Annotated in this window: 21 protein-coding genes and 1 riboswitch; of the genes, 11 read left to right on the top strand and 10 right to left on the bottom strand. The window is 53.5% G+C overall.

The features are described 5' to 3' along the window. Positions 1 to 559, bottom strand: a 559-nt coding sequence (locus tag H8Q75_RS05810; protein ID WP_297040900.1) for a DICT sensory domain-containing protein, incomplete at its 3' end; no start/stop codon positions are given. Positions 560 to 859: 300 nt separating this feature from the next. On the opposite strand from H8Q75_RS05810, the gene H8Q75_RS05805 reads away from it, so the two are divergent. Genes H8Q75_RS05805 through H8Q75_RS05795 form a run of 3 tightly spaced genes read left to right on the top strand, consistent with a single transcriptional unit; the run spans position 860 to position 3516 of the window. Next, complete coding sequence (locus H8Q75_RS05805; RefSeq protein ID WP_297040899.1) at positions 860 to 2626, top strand: AarF/ABC1/UbiB kinase family protein; 1767 nt, start codon at positions 860 to 862, stop codon at positions 2624 to 2626. Between the two features lie 53 nt (positions 2627 to 2679). Continuing rightward, the gene (locus H8Q75_RS05800; protein WP_024124711.1) at positions 2680 to 3051 is read left to right on the top strand and encodes a hypothetical protein; all 372 of its coding nucleotides are present in this window, start codon (positions 2680 to 2682) and stop codon (positions 3049 to 3051) included. A gap of 30 nt (positions 3052 to 3081) precedes the next feature. Then, entirely contained in the window at positions 3082 to 3516 is a 435-nt protein-coding gene (locus H8Q75_RS05795; protein ID WP_297040898.1) for a hypothetical protein, read from the top strand. On the opposite strand, the gene H8Q75_RS05790 is transcribed toward H8Q75_RS05795, so the two are convergent. From H8Q75_RS05790 to H8Q75_RS05780, 3 genes are read right to left on the bottom strand one after another with little or no spacing between them, the layout of a single operon-like run. Further along, the gene (locus H8Q75_RS05790; protein WP_024124712.1) at positions 3513 to 4823 is read right to left on the bottom strand and encodes a heterodisulfide reductase-related iron-sulfur binding cluster; all 1311 of its coding nucleotides are present in this window, start codon (positions 4821 to 4823) and stop codon (positions 3513 to 3515) included. The two genes, H8Q75_RS05795 and H8Q75_RS05790, sit on opposite strands and share 4 nt — an antisense overlap. Positions 4824 to 4856: 33 nt before the next feature. Next, positions 4857 to 6104: an FAD-binding oxidoreductase gene (locus H8Q75_RS05785; protein WP_297040897.1), complete on the bottom strand. Its 1248-nt coding sequence runs from the start codon at positions 6102 to 6104 to the stop codon at positions 4857 to 4859. Continuing rightward, the gene (locus H8Q75_RS05780) at positions 6101 to 6967 is read right to left on the bottom strand and encodes a response regulator (RefSeq protein ID WP_024124714.1); all 867 of its coding nucleotides are present in this window, start codon (positions 6965 to 6967) and stop codon (positions 6101 to 6103) included. Before H8Q75_RS05780 ends, H8Q75_RS05785 begins: the two co-directional genes overlap by 4 nt. Positions 6968 to 7136: 169 nt before the next feature. On the opposite strand from H8Q75_RS05780, the gene H8Q75_RS05775 reads away from it, so the two are divergent. Next, positions 7137 to 7964, top strand: coding sequence for a DUF3598 family protein (locus tag H8Q75_RS05775; protein ID WP_024124715.1), 828 nt, complete (start codon positions 7137 to 7139; stop codon positions 7962 to 7964). Here H8Q75_RS05775 and lnt read toward each other — a convergent pair. Further along, a complete protein-coding gene (gene lnt / locus H8Q75_RS05770; protein WP_024124716.1) occupies positions 7927 to 9447 on the bottom strand; it encodes an apolipoprotein N-acyltransferase in 1521 nt (506 codons plus the stop codon). The two genes, H8Q75_RS05775 and lnt, sit on opposite strands and share 38 nt — an antisense overlap. Next, complete coding sequence (locus H8Q75_RS05765) at positions 9398 to 10597, bottom strand: DNA double-strand break repair nuclease NurA (protein WP_041429082.1); 1200 nt, start codon at positions 10595 to 10597, stop codon at positions 9398 to 9400. The genes lnt and H8Q75_RS05765 overlap by 50 nt, the downstream gene beginning before the upstream one ends. Positions 10598 to 11112: 515 nt before the next feature. Here H8Q75_RS05765 and H8Q75_RS05760 point away from each other — a divergent pair. After that, on the top strand, positions 11113 to 11613 hold the full coding sequence (locus H8Q75_RS05760; RefSeq protein ID WP_297040896.1) for a hypothetical protein: 501 nt from the start codon (positions 11113 to 11115) through the stop codon (positions 11611 to 11613). An 82-nt stretch (positions 11614 to 11695) separates the two neighbouring features. Here H8Q75_RS05760 and H8Q75_RS05755 read toward each other — a convergent pair whose 3' ends face one another. From H8Q75_RS05755 to H8Q75_RS05740, 4 genes are all read right to left on the bottom strand, one after another. Continuing rightward, positions 11696 to 12148: a DUF4278 domain-containing protein gene (locus H8Q75_RS05755; RefSeq protein ID WP_024124719.1), complete on the bottom strand. Its 453-nt coding sequence runs from the start codon at positions 12146 to 12148 to the stop codon at positions 11696 to 11698. Between the two features lie 44 nt (positions 12149 to 12192). After that, positions 12193 to 12276, bottom strand: a riboswitch (Glutamine riboswitch). A 115-nt stretch (positions 12277 to 12391) separates the two neighbouring features. Then, positions 12392 to 13009 (bottom strand): Crp/Fnr family transcriptional regulator, encoded by a 618-nt coding sequence (locus tag H8Q75_RS05750; protein ID WP_024124720.1) that lies wholly within the window; start codon positions 13007 to 13009, stop codon positions 12392 to 12394. Between the two features lie 179 nt (positions 13010 to 13188). Beyond that, positions 13189 to 14709: an anthranilate synthase component I gene (gene trpE, locus H8Q75_RS05745; protein WP_297040895.1), complete on the bottom strand. Its 1521-nt coding sequence runs from the start codon at positions 14707 to 14709 to the stop codon at positions 13189 to 13191. A 33-nt stretch (positions 14710 to 14742) separates the two neighbouring features. Further along, positions 14743 to 15564 carry an aldose epimerase gene (locus H8Q75_RS05740; RefSeq protein ID WP_225871786.1) on the bottom strand — a complete coding sequence of 274 codons (822 nt, stop codon included), beginning with the start codon at positions 15562 to 15564 and terminating at the stop codon, positions 14743 to 14745. An 84-nt stretch (positions 15565 to 15648) separates the two neighbouring features. On the opposite strand from H8Q75_RS05740, the gene H8Q75_RS05735 reads away from it, so the two are divergent. The 6 genes from H8Q75_RS05735 to H8Q75_RS05710 all read left to right on the top strand — a co-directional run. Next, positions 15649 to 16014 (top strand): hypothetical protein, encoded by a 366-nt coding sequence (locus H8Q75_RS05735; protein WP_024124723.1) that lies wholly within the window; start codon positions 15649 to 15651, stop codon positions 16012 to 16014. 111 nt (positions 16015 to 16125) lie between these two features. Then, positions 16126 to 16467, top strand: coding sequence for a LapA family protein (locus H8Q75_RS05730; protein ID WP_024124724.1), 342 nt, complete (start codon positions 16126 to 16128; stop codon positions 16465 to 16467). A gap of 82 nt (positions 16468 to 16549) precedes the next feature. Further along, positions 16550 to 17116, top strand: coding sequence for a peptide deformylase (gene def / locus H8Q75_RS05725; RefSeq protein WP_024124725.1), 567 nt, complete (start codon positions 16550 to 16552; stop codon positions 17114 to 17116). An 18-nt stretch (positions 17117 to 17134) separates the two neighbouring features. Next, the gene (locus tag H8Q75_RS05720; protein ID WP_024124726.1) at positions 17135 to 17332 is read left to right on the top strand and encodes a hypothetical protein; all 198 of its coding nucleotides are present in this window, start codon (positions 17135 to 17137) and stop codon (positions 17330 to 17332) included. 16 nt (positions 17333 to 17348) lie between these two features. After that, the gene (gene gcvH, locus H8Q75_RS05715) at positions 17349 to 17732 is read left to right on the top strand and encodes a glycine cleavage system protein GcvH (protein WP_024124727.1); all 384 of its coding nucleotides are present in this window, start codon (positions 17349 to 17351) and stop codon (positions 17730 to 17732) included. Continuing rightward, positions 17733 to 18358, top strand: a 626-nt coding sequence (locus tag H8Q75_RS05710) for a branched-chain amino acid ABC transporter permease (RefSeq protein WP_297040894.1), incomplete at its 3' end; no start/stop codon positions are given.

The following is an 18358-nucleotide window of genomic DNA, read 5'->3' as shown; positions in this document are numbered from 1 at the left end:
ATACTAGACCTTCCCTGAGTTTCTCCTTGAGTTCAGGGCGGTATTCACGAATACGGTTGAGGAGGATTTCAGCCGTTGTTGCCGCCACCTGCCGATCAAACGTCCAAATGCCCTCAAAACGACGTGCTGCATCCATCGGCGGCAACACATCTAAGCGATGGGTGGGCGATCGCTGGACTTCACGGCAGACCAAGCAAGTGCTGTAATTTTTGCCCAAGACGGTCAAATGCCATTCTTGACTGAGGGTATCGCCAGGATCAAAGGCAACGGTTTCGTAGTCCCCAGAGCAGCTTGTAAACTCGGTTTCGGGGGCAGCCAAAACATAGACATGGTGGGACTTTGTGGCAATACGCTGGTAGCGATGGGCTTCTTGGCGATAAAAGCGTTCCCGCTGAAAGCAGGCAATAATGATCGGCGCATCCTCACTGGCCAAGACCTGATCCTCCATTGCGTGGGAAAGCGCCGTCAGCGATGTCTTGAAATACAGTTGCAATCGCAAGTGAGGCAACCGCGCCAACAACTCCTCAAGAACAGATGTGGCAATGATCCTGTTGGCCATGGAAGGGTGTGAATAGGAAGATGCCCTACGGTACCATTATCGGCAAATCCGCACCACCGAACCTATTGAAATTCAGTTCGAGCGGCTGGACCTGATTCAACCAACGGCTGAATTGCTGGAACCTCCAGCTTTTAACTTTTGTTAAGAATTTTATTGATTAGCAGGGCTTATGTGTAGTTTTCTATACTATATTTAAGCAAACCCAAAAAGATCCGCTCCTCTAGCACTGGGGATCAACAAAATCCTCATAATTGCGATGGTTGCTTACGTTGTAACCAAAAGTGCTCCGTGGAAACACCCATGGCAAGAGGAGAGGGCTGTAGTAAGTTGGGTTTCAGAGAATCAGGTAAAAAAGCTGTGACTGCCCCTATTTCTGCTGTCCCTAGTACTGGCCATTGTCGTTACGATCCTGAGGCGATCGCCCGCTACTACTGGCGACACCCTTGGCAAGTAATCTGGCGGTTCGTTCACATTTCGGTATCTTTTTTAACATTTTGGCTGCTGTTGCAGTGGGACAAGTGGCTGGGTCAACAGGAAAGTCAGCGTCCCCTGCGGGCAATGCAACTGCGCAAACTCCTGATCCGTTTAGGCCCAACCTTCATCAAAGTCGGTCAAGCCCTCTCCACTCGCCCCGATTTGATTTGTCCCGACTACCTCGACGAACTTACGCTTCTTCAGGACAAACTGCCCCCCTTTCCCAACGAGGTTGCCATTGCCATTATTGAGCGGGATCTGCACTTAAACTTGGGGGATATTTTTGCCGAATTCTCACCCCAGCCTGTGGCCGCCGCCAGTCTTGGCCAAGTCTATCGAGCCAAACTCCACAGTGGCGAGGAAGTGGCTGTCAAGGTGCAGCGCCCCAATCTCTTGCCCGTGATTACTCGCGATCTCTTTTTGATCCGCCTTTTGGTGCAGTGGGTCAAGCCCTGGCTACCCATTAACCTCTGCTACGACCTCCGGGACATTGTGGATGAATTTGGCTGCAAGCTCTACGAGGAAATTGACTACCTCAATGAAGGGCGCAATGCCGAGAAATTTGCCAACAACTTCCGCGACGATCCCACGGTTAAGGTTCCCAAAATCTATTGGGAATACACCACTAAACACGTGCTCACGCTGGAGTGGATCCACGGCATTAAACTCACCCGCACCGATTGCATGGTGGCGGCGGGCGTCAATCCCGATGAGCTCATCCGTGTCGGTGTGATTTCTGGTCTGCGGCAACTCTTGGAATTTGGCTTTTTCCATGCAGATCCCCATCCAGGCAATCTTTTTGCGATGCCCGATGGTCGTATCGCCTACATTGACTTCGGCATGATGGATCAATTGGAGGAGAGCACTAAAGAATCCCTTGTGGATGCGGTGGTTCATTTGGTGAACAAGGACTACTCCGCCCTTGCCGCCGACTTTGTCAAGCTGGGCTTTCTTACTCCGGAAACGGATATGACGCCGATTATCCCTGCCCTGGAGTCGGTCTTTGAGGAGGTGATTGGCTCCAGTGTGCGGGAATTCAACTTCAAGGTGATCACCGATCGCTTCTCTGAGTTGATGTATGCCTATCCCTTCCGTGTTCCCGCCAAGTTTGCCCTGATCATTCGCTCCCTCGTGACCCAAGAGGGCATTGCCCTATGCCTCAATCCCAACTTTCGCATTGTCGATGTCAGCTATCCCTATGTGGCACGGCGTCTGCTCCAAGGAGAATCGCCCCAACTGCGGCGACGGTTATTGGATATCCTCTTCAAGGATGGTCGTCTCCAGTGGCAACGACTAGAAAACTTGATTGCAATCGCTCGGCAGGATCAGCACTTTAATCTCGCGCCAACGGCCACCTTGGGCTTGCAATATCTCTTTTCTGAGGAGGGGCAGTACCTGCGGCGGCAAATTGTGCTAGCGTTAACCGAAGATGACCGTCTCCACACCGAAGAGGTGCAGCGCCTTTGGAATTTGGTCAAGTCTGACCTACGTCCTCTCTTCTTTATTGATGTGGCATGGGAAGCCCTCAAGGCCTCTGTTTCCCACACGCTCGGTAAAGAAGAAGACAGCAATTCCTTGGTGGTGGCTCCCTAGGGGTGGGCAGCGGTTATCAACGTCCCTGAAGTCCAAGAAGGATTAGGTATCCCGTGTTTGATCCACCGATTGTCTTGCTGCTGGCCGGTATTTTTATGGGGTTGACCAGTGGCAAAGCCTTTGAGGCCACCCTCAAGCAGAGCGTCCAAGAATGGAACCGCAGTCGCTCCACTCGCGTTCTGAGTCAGTTGCGCGGTCCCCAGCTTCAGTTGCCCTACTTGGGGATTTCCATTGGCATCTGGCTCTTCCTGATGGCGGGATTGTGGACCTATGGTTTTGGCCTGGGGCTGAGTATGAGCATTGCCTTTGTGCTGACCATCGCCACCGCCCTTTTGGTGTGGTACCAATTGGGAAAAGTGCTGACCATTTTAAGTAGGGGTGGCTCCCGTGCCCTTGATCTCGATGCCCTTGAAGCCAAGGAATAGTTCTCTATAGTTCTCAAAGGAGGCGGCGTTGTGGATTTACTGACCCAAGTGGACGAACTGATTGCCAACGCCCCCGATGACCCTGCAACTGTGGCTGCGGTACAGGCGATCGCCCCCATTCTCTATGAGGAAGCCCAGCGCTACGGGCAAACCGTTTACTACGTCCTGCAAACCCCTGATGGTCAATGGCAGGTGATTACCCTAGAGGAACAGCAACCTCCCCACCAACAAAAAAATGTTATCCACGCCTACGGCAGCGAAGCCATGGCTCAAGAGGCCTGTGATGAACAGGTGATCCCCGTGGCAATGCCAATTATTCCCCTCTTGTTTCAACTGTTGGCCGCAGAGCCAGTGGATAGCCTGATGATCCTAGAGGCGGATGGGGAGCGAGGCTGGGAAGTGGGTCGGCAATGGTTATTGGCTCAAGTACGCTCAATCCTCAGTGCCCCCCCAGACATTGCCTAGGACGGAAGCTGCTCACCGCGAATGGCCAAGTCTAGCAGCTGCATGGGGTGGTATATGGGCACGGGGCTGCCTTGCTCTTGCAGATACTGCCGCAACTGTACCGTGCAGCCCACATTTGCTGAGATAATGACGTCTGGGTGCGTATTCAGTAGGTTGCGCACTTTTTGTCGTCCTAAGTCGGTTGCCACATCCGGTTGGAGAATGTTGTAAACTCCGGCACTGCCACAGCACAGGGCCGCATCCAGGGGTTCTCGCAGTTGCACTTGGGGAATTTGGCGGAGCAGTTGCCGCGGCTCAAGGCGGATTTTTTGGCCGTGGATCATGTGGCAGGCATCTTGATAGACCAACGTTAAGGGGCGATCGCCCAAGGGATGTAAGGCGGTCACCAGCCCCTGCTTGACCAAAAAGACCTGTACATCCTCAACCTTTTGCACAAACTCGCGGGCGCGATCGCTATACTCGGGGTCAGCCGCCAACAGGTGATGGTATTCCTTGAGAGTATGGCCACAACCCGAGGCATTGATTAAGATGGCATCCACCTTAGCGGCAGCAAAACAGTCAATCATTTGGCGAGCAAGGGTTTGTGCCTGCTTCTGTTCCCCTTGGTGATGGGGTAGGGCACCGCAGCAGCCCTGTTGGCGTGGCAGCACCACCTCAAAACCATTGGCACTTAAGACGGCAATTGTGGCTTCATTGACTTCAGGCAAAAAGAGCCGCTGCACACAACCAAGAATCACCCCCACGCGGCCCCGCTGTTTCCCTTGGGCAGGTACCACCTCAGGATAGCGAACGCGAAATGTCTTTGCCGAAAGGGAGGGCAGCATTTGATACATGGCCGCTAGGGACTTGGGCAGTAGCCGTTTGAGGAGTCCCACGCGTTTTTCAAGATCCGCCAAGCCCAATTTTTGGTAGAGCCACAGGGGCAACAGGAGCGCCCGCAGCCGTTGGGGGTAGGGCAGCGTTTGGAAAATCAACTGCCGCAGCCAGCGATCGCCCGCGGGACGCTGATAGTGACGCTGCACTTGAACCCGGGTGGCCGCAATCAACTTATCGTACTCGACCCCCGAGGGACAGGTGGTGACACAGGCCAAGCAACCCAAACAGGAATCAAAGTGCTGGACAACATCCGCCAGTTGCACTTGCCCCTCGTTAATGGCATCCATGAGGTAGATACGGCCACGGGGGGAGTCCATTTCTGTGCCCAGGACCCGATAACTGGGACAGGTCGAGAGGCAAAACCCGCAGTGGACACAGGCATCAATCAGGTGTGGATCGGGCGGGCCAGCTACAGGATCAGTTGCAGTCATTCGTAAGTATTATTAATAAGTATTAAAACTTGTCTAGAGATGGCCGACAAAAACCCCAGTGCCAAAGACACCCGTTGCATCCAATTGTTGCTTAAGACTGCGCATCAATTCAAGGGCGTTGCCGCGATAGTCCCAAGGATCCAGCTGCTGCTTGAGGCTCAGCGGTGCCGCTAAGACGGTGACATAGCCCCGTGGTAACCCTTGGCGCAGCCTGAGAATTAGTTGACGGAGATCCTTCTCCTGTCCGTGAAGATAGGCGTAACCAACCCCGGCACTCATTTCGCCTCGGCACTCGCAGGCCAATTTCCTTGCCAACTGCTGAAGCTGGGTGAGGGCGGGCAACATCTCCTGCAATGGCACGCCGATTTTGAGAATGACTTGATCGGGGGTGGGGTTGAGGGTAATGCCTAGGGGGGCTGCGGCTTCAAGTTGCAGATCATGGGTCTGGGCAATGTGACTGAGGCGATCGCCCAAGGTGCCCGCAGCCAAGACTTCCCGCAGCGTATGAAACTCCAGTTCCAGTAAGAGTGCCCCCGTTCCTTCAAGGCGCAGCACACAGCGCGCCGGCGCCAGGGCACTCGTTAAAATTGCCGCCAATCCACTGGCCAAGGCAGAGACTTCTCCCCGCAACTGCCAAATTTGTACCGCATCGGGCAGGGGATAGACCCGCAACGTCACTTCTGTCAGGATTCCCAGCGTGCCATAGCTACCGATGAGCAGCTTCATCAGGTCATAGCCGGCAACATTTTTGACCACTCGCCCCCCGGCTTTGACGATTTGGCCATCACTGCGAATGAACTTGACCCCCAATAACTGATCGCGCCATGACCCATAGCGCTGGCGCAGTGTGCCATTACTGCAGGTGGCCAAGCAGCCGCCAAGGGTAGCCCTTTCCGCAAAGAGGGGATCTGCCGCAATCCATTGCCGTGCCGTTGCCAGTTGTTGCTGAAGGCGTTGCAAGGGGATGCCGACTTGGGTGGTGACGGTCATATCGGCAGCCGCATGATCAATGAGCCTGTGCCATGCTGTTGTCTGCAGCAAAATATCTGCCTGGGGGATGTTTCCGAGCCAGTTGAGTTTTGTTCCTGCTCCAATGGGCAGTACTCGCCAGCCTTGCCGTTGGGCGCAGGCAATCACTTCTGCCCCGGCTTCTGGGGTAGGGGGAGTCACCAGCAGGGCATGCTCAGGCAGATAGGGACGCAGGTGGGGGGCGCGATCGCCCAATTCAGCAATAGGATAAACAGCAGCATCCCCCAAGAGTGCGGTTAGGGTTTGCTTCATGGATTGCGGGTGGGCACTTCAAAGACAAAGCCCTCATAGTATAGGAGTTGGCCGTCCTCACTTTTGACAGGGCGAGCGCATTCGCAGATGGTGGTGATTGTTTGGTCAGCACGATACACCTTGGAAACTAAATTGCGCACTACTCCCCGGGTTTGAATCTGTTGCTGGAACTTCTGCCAACTGCTGTCATCCACGTAGGGGCGTTGGTTGTGGTGCTCAATATCCGCTAACCAGTCTTCAGCATCGGCATAGCCATAGATGCGTGCTAGGGCATTGTTCACTTTGAAGTAAACCCCCTCGGGAGAACTTTGGTAAATCCCCACCACGGCCTCCTCAAACATTTGGCGATACTGTTCTTGCGCTGCTTGCAGTGAGGCCACCAATTCACGGCGCTCTTCCGCAATTTCCTGCAGCTGCTGGTTTTGCTTTTGCAAGAGAGCATTCTTTTGCCGGAGCTTCCGCTGTAGGAGGGCGATCGTCAACTGATTTTTTACCCGTGCCAGCACTTCCGCCTGCTGAAAGGGTTTGGTGATGTAGTCAGCGCCACCTATTTCAAAGGCCTTGACCTTGTCAAATACATCATCCAAGGCACTAATGAAAATAATGGGGATATGCTTGGTCTTGGGATTCTCCTTGAGGGTTTGACAGACTTCATAACCATTCATATCGGGCATCATGATGTCCAGCAAGATGACATCTGGAGGTTCTGCTTCAATACCCATGAGCGCCATTTGGCCGCTGATGGCGCCACGCACATCATAACCTTCCAGTTGCAGCAGGGTTGTTAAAACTTCAACATTTTCGGGGGTATCATCGACTATTAAAATGCGACCAGCCCCTGAATCAAAGAGGTCGGTGGTCATGCACGGGTCTCCCAATGGCGATTGTTTGTCAGCGCCCTGACACTCCCCATCCTATCAAAGTTTTTTCTGAGTGCTGGCGATCGCCCGCCAATTTGCAACCCGCAAACTCTCAACAGTTGTACTGATTTTTCTATACCATGGGGGTGACCCCCAGCAACGACGGGTATCAATGACAACAAACTGGGACAATTTTCGCAAAAACCTTGGGGAATGGCAGGGCTCCTTTACGGCGGTCAGCCCTACGGGGGAACTGGGGGCCTCGGTGCCTTCTATTTTGATCCTTGCCGATACTGCCGATGGCCAGCGAGTGCGCTTTGAACTACGACGCTTTGGCAATGGCCTCGATCAGCCCCCCACCAGTGAAACGATCCAAGAGTACAGTACCATCGGCCGCCAAAATGTGTTTTTCGCAACGGGGGCATTTTCTAAGGGATCGTTGCAGGTGGCCCCCTTTGCTGAGTTTGGCGCAGAGTATGGCTTTGTCATGGGCGATCGCCGCCTGCGGTTTGTGCAGCTCTTTAACAAAAATCAGCAGTTACAGTCCATGACCTTGATTCGGGAGTTTCGTGCCCACACTCATGCGGTTGAACGTCCTCCCTTAACTGTGGAGCAGCTCCTTGGCGAGTGGCGCGGCACCGCCTACACCGTCTATGCCGACTGGCGATCGCCCACGGAAACTCCCACCCAGCTTCGCCTTTGGCGCGAGGGCGATCGGCTCTACCAACTGCTGCAAACCCCCGACCACGAGGTGAAAACAACGGCCACAATTGCGGGTTCACGGCTCCTCTTTAGGGACACGGATCAACCTAAGCAGCTTGTGCTGCTCCCCGATGGCACCTCTAGCCTCACGCCCCTACAGGTGTCCTTTCGTCAGTCCTTCTTTGTTGAGGTGGGCTGGTTGTGGGCAGAGGGTCAGCGGCAGCGCCTGATTCGTACCTATGGCGATCGCGGCGAATGGGTCAGTGCAACCCTCGTTGTCGAAGAACGGATAAACTAAGCATCCCCAGTAAGAGGGGAAGCAACCAATCCCCATAGCGGGTGTAGAGGGTCTGGGTCTGCCGCCGCCAAATCGTTGCAGCATGAATCACAAACTCGTCGGCGTTTGAGAGCCAGAGGGTTTCTCCCGTAGGTGCAATCACCGCGGAAAGGCCCGTATTGGTGGAGCGCACTAGCCAGCGATCGCCTTCGACGGCGCGCAACACATCATGGCCGTGGTGCTGGGTCATGAGTTGGCGACGGTAGGGATCATTGTTGGCAACACTGAGGATCAACTCCCCACCATGAACCAGTTGCCAGCGACTGCGGTGGGAAAAGGCGGATTCAAAGCAAATCAGGACAACCGCATTTCCCCAAGGGGTGGTAAAGATCTGTTCAGGGTCTCCAGGAATCAGGCGCGATCGCAAGGTGGATAACCGCTGCACCACTCCTGCCAGCCAATCGGGAATATATTCCCCCAATAGGACAAGATGCACTTTGTTATAGTGACTGTCAATCTCACCGTTGCCATCGAGGCTCAGGAGCACCTGATGATGCCCCCCTGCCGTCTCCATAAATGTTCCTAACCACAGGGGCACACCCGCTTCCCGCACTACCCGAGTGATGGGATTCATTTGCTGCCGTTGCCAGAGAATGGGCAGGGCCCCCTCAGGGGTTAAGACAGCATCAACCCCGAAACCCACCAGTTGGCGATAGCCTTGGGCATAGATCTGCCAAGCGCGGCGGATCCCCTCTGGAGTGAGCTTTTCCCGTGTTGGGATATTGCCTTGGATCAAACCTATCTGTAGGGGTTCGCCGTGATCTGCAATGGCACTGGCACCTAAAACCCCATTGAGGGCGATCGCCCCCCCGAGGGTCATTGCAAGCCAAACCCTTGCCCCTGGGTACCGCCGCAGACTGAAGGTAACTAAGCCATTCACTGTCATTACTACCGCTGTAATGGTGGTCGGCCCCGCCAGGCGACCCAGTTGCACCAGTCCCTGGGGGCTTTGGGTTAGGGATAAACTAATCCACCACAGGGGGGAATGGCTCCAGAGGGCTTCGAGGGCACACCACAGGGTTATACCCCATAGGAGTTGCCAAGGCGCGGATCGCCGCACCCCATAGCGCACCATCAACAAGGCCCAACTCCCACTCAGGGCAGCCCCCCAAGTGCTGAGAAACAGCCAAATCCCCCGCGAAATCAGCCAACTGGGCACTGGGGCAATGCCGATCCACGTGAGGGGATGCAAATCCCACACCCAGACTAGGCTAGTGCCATAGAACCCCAAGCCCCAACACAGGCCGGCGATCGCTGCCCATAGCGGCGATAAAACCTGACACTGCCACCACAGGGGCACAATGCCCACAAAGGCCAGGAACCAGCCACTCACTGGCGGTAGCGCCAACTGCGTTCCCCAACCGGCGATGCCTAAACCAACGAACAGCAGCCACCTAGGCAATACTTTGGCGTTTGCGTTGCTCTTTGGGGGAAGGCGCCACATACCAGTGTCCTGCCTTAATCAGTTCCCGCTCTAGTAAAGCAAAAAAGCGCTGGCGATCGCTGCCACGCACGACGGCTAAATTGTGGGCTTCTGCCAAGGCCACGGGGTAACCCCGGCCTTTTTCAATTTGGGCTGCCGTCAACGAGACGGCTTGTTGCCATAGGTCTGGATCCTGGGCCACCCATTGAGGTACTTCCAGGCGCACCACTTCTGAGCCACCATGGAGGTAGGCAACGTAGATGTGATGTTCGCCGTAGTGCTCCAAAATGCGGCTGCGGCTACGCCAGAGGGAACTATGCTGTTGCGGTGCTAAGTGCGCTTGCCAGAGGAGCACATCCCGCAGGGAATCAAAGACCTGACAAGGGGGGCGATCGGCGGTTACCTCGAAGCCAGTCTGACTCGTCTGACCACAGTGGAGGGCACAGTTGGGTTCAGGATAGGGGCAAACCCCCAAGCGCAGAAAATTCACCGTTTCCTGACTGCGGGAGGCACTGACATACCCCACCAACGGGATTCGCTGGGCTCGCAATTGATCCCAAGCAGCTAAGATTGGCCTCAACAATTCCTGCCGCACCATTGGCGGCAGTGATTCCCATGCCCAGAAAATGAGTGAACCATCCACAAGGGCTAAGCTGGGAGCTTTCTGATTTTGAGTTTGAATGAGTTCAACAAGGCCGAGAATTTCCCCTTGGGTGCGGCGGTAACGTAACCAATCCTCTAGGGTGAGGCCCCAGCCCCGCGATCGCCCCAATTCATCGGGGTCATACACCAACTGCGGCACGCTATCTAAATGAGGGCGCTGGCCTTGACCGTAGGCGATCGCCACCCGTCCTACGTTAATCAAATAGCAATAGGCAATTTCGTGGTGACTGGGGGCAATTTGCGAACCATCGGTGGCAAAAATCGTATGCGCCCTTGGGGCAGGGGGGACAGTGTGCTTTATCGTCAGCGACTCAATGGGTTCAGCCGCATTAAAGACAAAGGACTCGCCCCACGCTTGGAGAGCTTGGCGATAGTGTTCTAGATGTTCCGCCATTGCTGCGAGGACTGCGAGGGCACGGGTCTGTTTTTGTTGGTTAGCGATCGCCCCTTGGCGGATCAGTTGACCCACCGTTGGCATTTGAGCAGCCACTTTTACCAAGTCCAACACGGTTTTCGTCTCTGGTTGTCTCTAGAACTAACAGAGGTCATCAAGCCCAGCTCGAATAGCCAACCGATTTTGGAGCTTCAAGATGCCTCTCTATCAGTTTTACTGCTGCAGGCAGAACATGTCTGACAGAGGGGCGATCGCTGGCCCAATCGAGTCAGTGAGCCTTAGGCGCAAAGTTCCAACTGTACCCCCATAACTCTATCAGGGGGCATTGTGAAAGCAGCATTATTAAAATTTGTTACGAACCGGAACTTCCCGCAGGTTCACCCCTGGGCTGTGGGTACCCTAGGGGAGTAAAGAATATGGTCCCTTAAAAAGCAACAGCAACTTTCTGAAGCATATTCTATGGATTGCATAAATCTATAAGGTGCATAAAAAGCTGACCCTGTAGTATGCTTACGTTTTTTGAGTAATGGATTCTACTGGCACAAATGGTCATGAGAATTGGAGAACTCTTACTGAAGGCAGGATTAATTACAAGCGGTCAGCTCCAAGTTGCCCTAATGGAGCAAGGGATGTATGCCAACCTGCGTCTTGGTGAAATTCTTGCCCTTCATGGTTGGTTATCCCAAGAAACAATTGACTTTTTTGTAGAAGAGTGGCCAAAACTGGCTCAAGATAAAGAAAAGCGTCCTATTGGTTTTTACCTGAAAAAGGCAGGTTTATTAACGGAAGAGCAGATTAATCAAATTCTCAAGGAGCAGTGGCAAGCCAGCTATCGCTTTGGGGCATTGGCCGTCCTCAATGGCTGGGTGAAGCAGGAAACAGTAAACTTCTTTCTAGAACATATCAACCCAAATGCCCTCAAAGAAAGTGTCCGCATCGAGAAGGCCACATCATCAGTTGTCAACCGACTAACCCCGCAAAGTCGCAAGCATGCAACCAAACATTCAAAACAATCCTCCGAATCCCTGAAGAAGCATGTAATCGATCCAGAAGACTTGTCGGACATTGACCTTGACCTAGATATTGAATGGCTAGGCCGGCCAGAAAACAACTGTTACGTCAACCGCTGAAATAAAAAACTCGCACTAGAGGTAACTCCAATGCGAGGGTAATCACGAATCAGTCTTGAGAGAGGACAATGACGTCTGTGCCCTAGCTCATTGTGGCAGGACTGCGATCATAGCTTGTCCAAACCTGGGGCTTAATTTTGCCCTGAATTTGGTTCCAATAGTGACCCGCGGCCGTAGGTAACCCCATTTGGGCAATCATCCGCGTCAGGAGGGATTGTTCGCGGTTTTTGATCACTTGGTGGTGATGGGTGAGAATGGCCCGCGACAGTTGATTGAGATCAAGCGCTGACATATTCACTCCACCGGCTGGGTTGGCAGTAGGGGTTGCCGTCGTATTCACAGCTTCCCCTTGACCCGTACGGTAGGCCACGCCGCGATAGATTAAATCCCGCACCGGTTGAGCCGGCGGCTTCACTGCGTGGGTGCAATGGTAATTCCAACCCCGATATTTTGCCACGACATCAGTTGCTTCGGTTTGTACTGCCGGAGGAACGTAATCGTATTGAACGCCGCGATAGGTAAGGGTAGTTTTCATAAGCATCGCCCCAAATTATTTACTAGGTGGTTTTCGTCAACTGAGGCGCGTTCCTTCGGGACAACTGCCCTACTTCCGTCTTCGCTGCTCACCTAATTTTCAGGTGCTTTCCAGCAAAGATGAACGATTTATTTCTGTATCTAATTTAACAGTTCTGGCATTATGAAGGCAAGTATTTACAAAAATTTACACTAAAAAACAACCTCTCTGTTCAAGGACGTCTGGATTGAGGGGGGATTGCCCTCAACTCTCAGCGGTATTCATCAGAATGACGTGGCGATCGCGATCGTAGGTGAGCCAACGTTCTTGCCGCAGCTTGCCCAGAAGGCGGGTCATGGTCACGCGACTCGTGCCGATGGCTGTTGCCAGTTGCTGATGGGTGAGGCGGACACTGTAGCGTGTACCCAGGGGATGAGGTTCACCAATTTCTTGCTTCAACAGCAGCAGTAAATGGCGTAATCGCTCCTCAACGCGGCGATGACTAGTAATTCCTAAGAGACCTTCCGCTTGCCGTAGGCGACGAGCTAAACCACGCACAAGGCTTTGGGTCAAGTTGGGCGAGGATTCCACCTCCACCAGCGTAAAGAGCATCAGCTCTGTCTTGGAAAGGGCCTTGGCTTGGTAGGCCATTAAACTGGTCAAGGGTAAACCAAAAGCAGTACCTGGTGTAGCCAGTCCCACCACCACTTCTTCCCCATCGGGATGTAGAAGATTCAAAAGGACGACACCCCGGCTCACTAGCCAAATGCGTTCTGGTTCCATCCAGATGGTGTCCCCGATACTAAACGTGTGCACTCGCAAGGAGGAGCGCCAGCGTCCATCCACAGGAGGAGTAACTGCAGCGGTGGAGACGTTTCCCATGGCGGTAGAACCTCAAGCAAAGGAACCAGCCCTTAGGTGTGTGCCTGAGAGCTGGGTTGTTCTGCCAACATTTCCAGTGAACATTCCCAGTGTCTGTGTTCTGGGTAACGTTAGCTAAAACTTTTTATTAGGCTAAGGGGCAAACGTAAAGATGAGATAATCCTTGGCTCAAGATTGGGTTAAAGTTTTGTTGTCAGGGCAGAAATCGCTTCTAACAGGCCCCGTGCTTTGTTGAGGGTTTCTTCGTATTCCCGCTGCGGATCGGAGTCGGCAACAATACCAGCACCCGCTTGCACATGAATCAGATGTTGATGGTCCGTCAGGGGTTGCACCACCATTGTGCGAATGGCGATCGCTGTATTGAGTTGACCTTCAAAGTCATAGTAACCATAGGCACCGGAGTAGGGGCCACGGCGGCAACCCTCCAATTCATAGATAATTTCCATAGCACGAATTTTGGGGGCACCACTGACTGTACCAGCGGGGAAACAGGCTTGAAGTAAGTCCCATGCCGTTCTATCAGGCAATAGTTCACCCACCACATTACTGACAATGTGCATAACATGGGAATAGCGCTCAATCACCATAAACGCTTCAACGCTGACACTCCCCTGACGACACACGCGCCCCAAATCATTGCGCCCCAAATCAACCAGCATGACGTGTTCGGCCACTTCTTTGGTATCGGCAAGGAGTTCTGCGGCAAGCTGCTGATCTTCGGTGTAGGTGTGCCCCCGCTGGCGAGTGCCAGCAATAGGACGCACAGTAGCAAGGAGAGACCCAGCGTTTTCAGGATGGTGCTCGGCTTTAACCATCACTTCTGGACTAGAGCCAATGATCTGCCATGTGCCAAATTGAAAGTAGGCCATGTAGGGGGAAGGGTTAATCAGGCGCAAGGAGCGATAGAGGGCAAAGGGATCGCCGCTGTAGGTGGCACTGAGGCGTTGGGAGAGAACGACTTGGAAAATATCCCCCGCACGAATGTAGTCCTTAGCGCGCTTCACATTGGTACGGAAGGTTTCCGGGGTAATGTTACTAGTGTAACTGGGGGTCTGGCGACTGGGTTGCCAATGGAGTTGAGTGGCCTCAGGGGGAATACGGGTTTGCAGTTTGCGCAAAAGCTGCTCTAGGCGATCGCTTGCGTGAGTATAGGCCGTTTTCAAGTCCGTCTCACGGGTATCGGCATAGACCACTGCCCAGATTTTTGGCTTCACCTGATCAAAAATCAGGATTTGATCCACCTGCATCCACACCCCATCAGGCAAATCCCTTTCTGTGGCAGGATGAATGGGAACCCGTGGCTCAATCCACTGAATCAGTTCATAGCCCCAAAAACCAAAAAGACCACCAATGCCCCCGGGCAGTTGCGGTAGCTTCACAGGCTGATAGGGTGCAAGGCAATTGGCCAAAATGGTGAAAGGATTGCCCGTAAACCTGGTGAGTGACCCATCGCGATGGGTTTGGGTGGTTTGGTTGCCGCGGGTTTCCAGTACCCACAGTGGATCACAACTAAGGAGACTGTAGCGGGCCAGTTGTTCGCCTCCCTCGACGGACTCCAGCAAAAAGTTGTAGGGGCGATCGCGACAGACCCGATACCAAGCCGACACAGGTGTATCCATATCCGCCACCCACTCCTGATAGATGGGGATGAAGTTACCCTGCTCGGCAAGTTGACAAAAAGTCTGAAAATCGGGGTACATGGTCGCGTGTGTGAAAACTTTCTTATTTTCTCCCTAAAGGGAAGCAACAGCAATCTCGACGCCAAGGGTCAGGTGCTTCTGGGGTGGCACGTGCAGTAGATCCACCCCCGTATTCAATGCATTGCGGGGGGCGGTCCAAGGTTCTAGACAGTAGTAGGGTTTGCCCTGAACCGTCCAAAAGACGAGGGTTGTGAACACTCTATCGTAGCGGAGCGTCAGGCAGTAGTGTTGTTGCAGGTCACAGACGCGAGCTACTTGACCCGTGAGCGGGCGACAGGCCAAATCGAGTTCTGCTGCACTCCAGTCAAACATGCCGCTAAAGGTGAGGGGTTGCTGGTTTTTTTGATCCACCATGGCATGGATCGGCAAGTCAAACTGCAATTGGTGCTTGTCAGCAACAGCAAAGTAGGGATGCAAACCAAAGCTAAAGGGCAAGGGGGTGTCACCGGGGTTAGCCACCTCAAGGGCGATCGCCAAGGCATTAGCAGCAAGGGTATAGGTTAAGGTCAGATGAAAGGGAAAGGGATAGACTTGGCGCGTGGCTGGAGTATCTTGCAATCGCAGTTTCAAGACATGTTCCTGCTGATCCAGCACCTGCCATGGCAAGTCCCGGGCAAAGCCGTGCTGTTTGAGGTGATAGGCTTGGCCACTGTAGTGAAATGTATCCTCGGGCAAATTGCCACAAATCGGAAAAAGGAGGGGAATACCACCGCGCACGCTTAACTGAGGGTTGGCAAAGCGCTCCCGATCTAAGTACAGCAGCTCATGACCCTGCCACTGCCAGCGACTAATGAGGCCACCGCGCTCTGGGATCACCTCAACGCGAGTACGTTCGGCATGAAGAGTATAGGGCATTACCATAGCTGGACAGTAGACCTGCTTCTTAGGATACACCCACGACTGCGCTAGAATAGCGGCAATGCCCTTGGAGGGAAGCCAATGTCCCTAAGATTTACCCTAAACTCCACCCTACGTTTTTGGTTCAGTGTGTTGCTGGTAACTTGGTTACTGGGGCTACTGGGGCTAGGCTGGCTAGTGCAATCCTTTCTGGTGCTGTTTTTATTCTTAATGGTAACTCCTGTGCTCCTTTTTGCGGGCTTGCAACTTTGGTTGCGCTGGAAGTTGGTGACGGCGGCTTGTCCAGTGTGTGGCTTTGAATTTAGCAGTTTGAATAATACCCAAACCCAATGCCCTGCCTGTGGCGAAATGCTGATGGTGCGCGATCGCCAGTTCCACCGATTGGCTCCCCCTGGCACCATTGACGTGGAGGCAGTGGAAGTGGTCAACCCTGTGATTGAGGACTAGCCACAGTGGTATGATTGGCCCAAGATTGTCTGTCGCTGGCAGCATGCCCGATGCGACAGTCCCTTGCTAAAACTAAAATGATAAGATTTGCCATGGGTTACGGGGTACTCTATGCGACAACTTAACTTCTTGATGATATTTGTCATTGGTTTGGGCTTAGTTCTCTTTAGTATCCAAAATACCGATCCAGTTAGTATTAAGTTTTTTGAAGGAAAGGTCATTCAAGCGCCACTGTGCGTTGAACTGATTGTCGCTATGGGGGTGGGTGCCCTCTTTGCCTGGGTCTTTAACGTTTGGGTACAGCTACAGCGCACCTTTACGATTCGGGTGGAAATGGAAGCCCGCGATGAACAAATTGCCCACCTTGAGCAGGATGTGGAGCGCTATAAAGCTGCCCTTGAGGAGCAACAACGCCTTTTGCCCAGTGTCAGCAGTGCCTCGACGGAAAAGTAGCCTAGAGCCTTGAAAATTCGTTAGGCTAAAAAGTGATTAACCTTTGTTGCCTTTGTTATTTTCTGTTAACTTGGCGTGTCCTATGGCTGTATCTCTGGCTGTTGAAAAGAAAAAGTTAAAAAATCCGCCCCTACAGCTGCACTATTTGGGCGATCGCGTGCTGCGTCAACCCGCCAAACGGGTCAGCAAAGTAGATGACAGTATCCGCGATATTGTGCGGAAAATGCTCCAAACCATGTACAGTGCCGATGGCATTGGCTTGGCGGCACCGCAGGTGGGCATCAATAAGCAAATTCTCGTCATCGATATTCATCCCGATGACCCTAAAGCGGAGCCGTTGGTGATGATTAACCCGGTCATTAGGGACTTCAGTGAAGAACTGGAGGTTTGCCAAGAGGGCTGCCTAAGTATTCCTGGGGTGTACCTAGAGGTGCGTCGTCCGGCTATGGTGGCGGTGTCCTACAAAGATGAGTGGGGTCGTCCCCAAGAAATCATGGCGGCTGGGTTGCTTGCCCGTGCGATCCAGCATGAAATTGATCATCTAACGGGGGTAATGTTTGTCGATCGCGTGGAAAACCAAGCGTTGCTGCGTCATGCACTCACGGAGCATGGGTTTACCGCCAGTGCTGTGCGTCCCATTGCTGCTTAACCCTGAGGAGCATTGTCTGTGGCCAAGAGTTATCTATACTTATTGGGGGCCTGTGTGGCAGCGATCGCCACGGTGGGTTGCATTTTTGAACTGAGCTCTGGGGAAGCCCAGTTGGGAACTGTGCCCACCACTGTGATTTTGCTCCTCAGTGCGCCCCTCGGTTTCGTGGCCTTTGTAACAGCGGTGCGCCTTGCCCGTGCCAGCGATCGCCCCTGATGGATTGGAATCTGCTATGACACTCACCTACCCTGAGGACCTGCAATACCTCGACAGCCACGAGTACCTGCGCCTTGAGGGCGACACGGCTACCATCGGCGTTAGTGCCTTTGCTGTGGATCAACTGGGGGATATTGTCTTTGTCGAGTTGCCTGCCGTTGGCGATACCCTAGAACCCGGCGAGCGCTTTGGCACGATTGAATCGGTCAAGGCCGTTGAGGATCTCTATGCGCCCCTTGGGGGAACCGTCATTGCCGTCAATCAAGCCGTCATTGACAACCCCGAGCAAATTGCTGCAGATCCCTATGGTGAGGGGTGGTTGGTGAAGGTGCAAGTCAGTACCCCCCCTACCGGACTCCTCTCAGCGGCGGATTATCGTGCCCTAGTGGAAGGAGCTTAGGTGGTAACCAACGCCTTGCAAGTCCTTGTAGATGGACTGGCCACAGGGAGTGTTTATGCCATCTTTGCCCTCGGCTATACCCTTGTCTTCTCGATTTTGGGCATTATCAACTTTGCTCACGGCGCTGTTTTTGCCATTGGTGCTTATCTCACCTATGCTCTCTTGGGAGGACGCTTTGGCTTTAATGGCCTGTTGGCCAATGGGCAGCTTCCCATTGCCTTACCCTTTGCCCCGGCCTTAGCTTTGAGTGCCCTTGGCTGTGGGCTGTTGGGGGTTGGCATTGATTGGGTTGTCTTTCGACCGTTGCGGCAGCAGCGCACCGATACCCTCTTGACGGTGGTGGCCAGTCTTGGAGCTGCCGTTTTCCTCACCAACCTGATCCAGTATTTAGTGGGTGCCGAAGTCTATACCTACCCCGATCAACTCTGGGGTGGATTGCCCCTTACCCTGCGATGGGGGGACATTACCCTGCGCACTAGCCAATTTATTATCTTTGCCGTGGCTGTGGTTTTGATGATTGCCCTGACCTATTGGGTGAAAGGGACGCGCATGGGGAAAGGATTGCAAGCCGTGGCTGAAAATCCGACTGCCGCCACATTGCTGGGCATTGATGGTGATCGCATTAT

It is taken from the genome of Thermosynechococcus sp. OHK43, from assembly GCF_014466085.1.
Classification (GTDB): Bacteria; Cyanobacteriota; Cyanobacteriia; order Thermosynechococcales; family Thermosynechococcaceae; genus Thermosynechococcus.
This window is presented reverse-complemented; position numbering and strand designations above follow the sequence as displayed.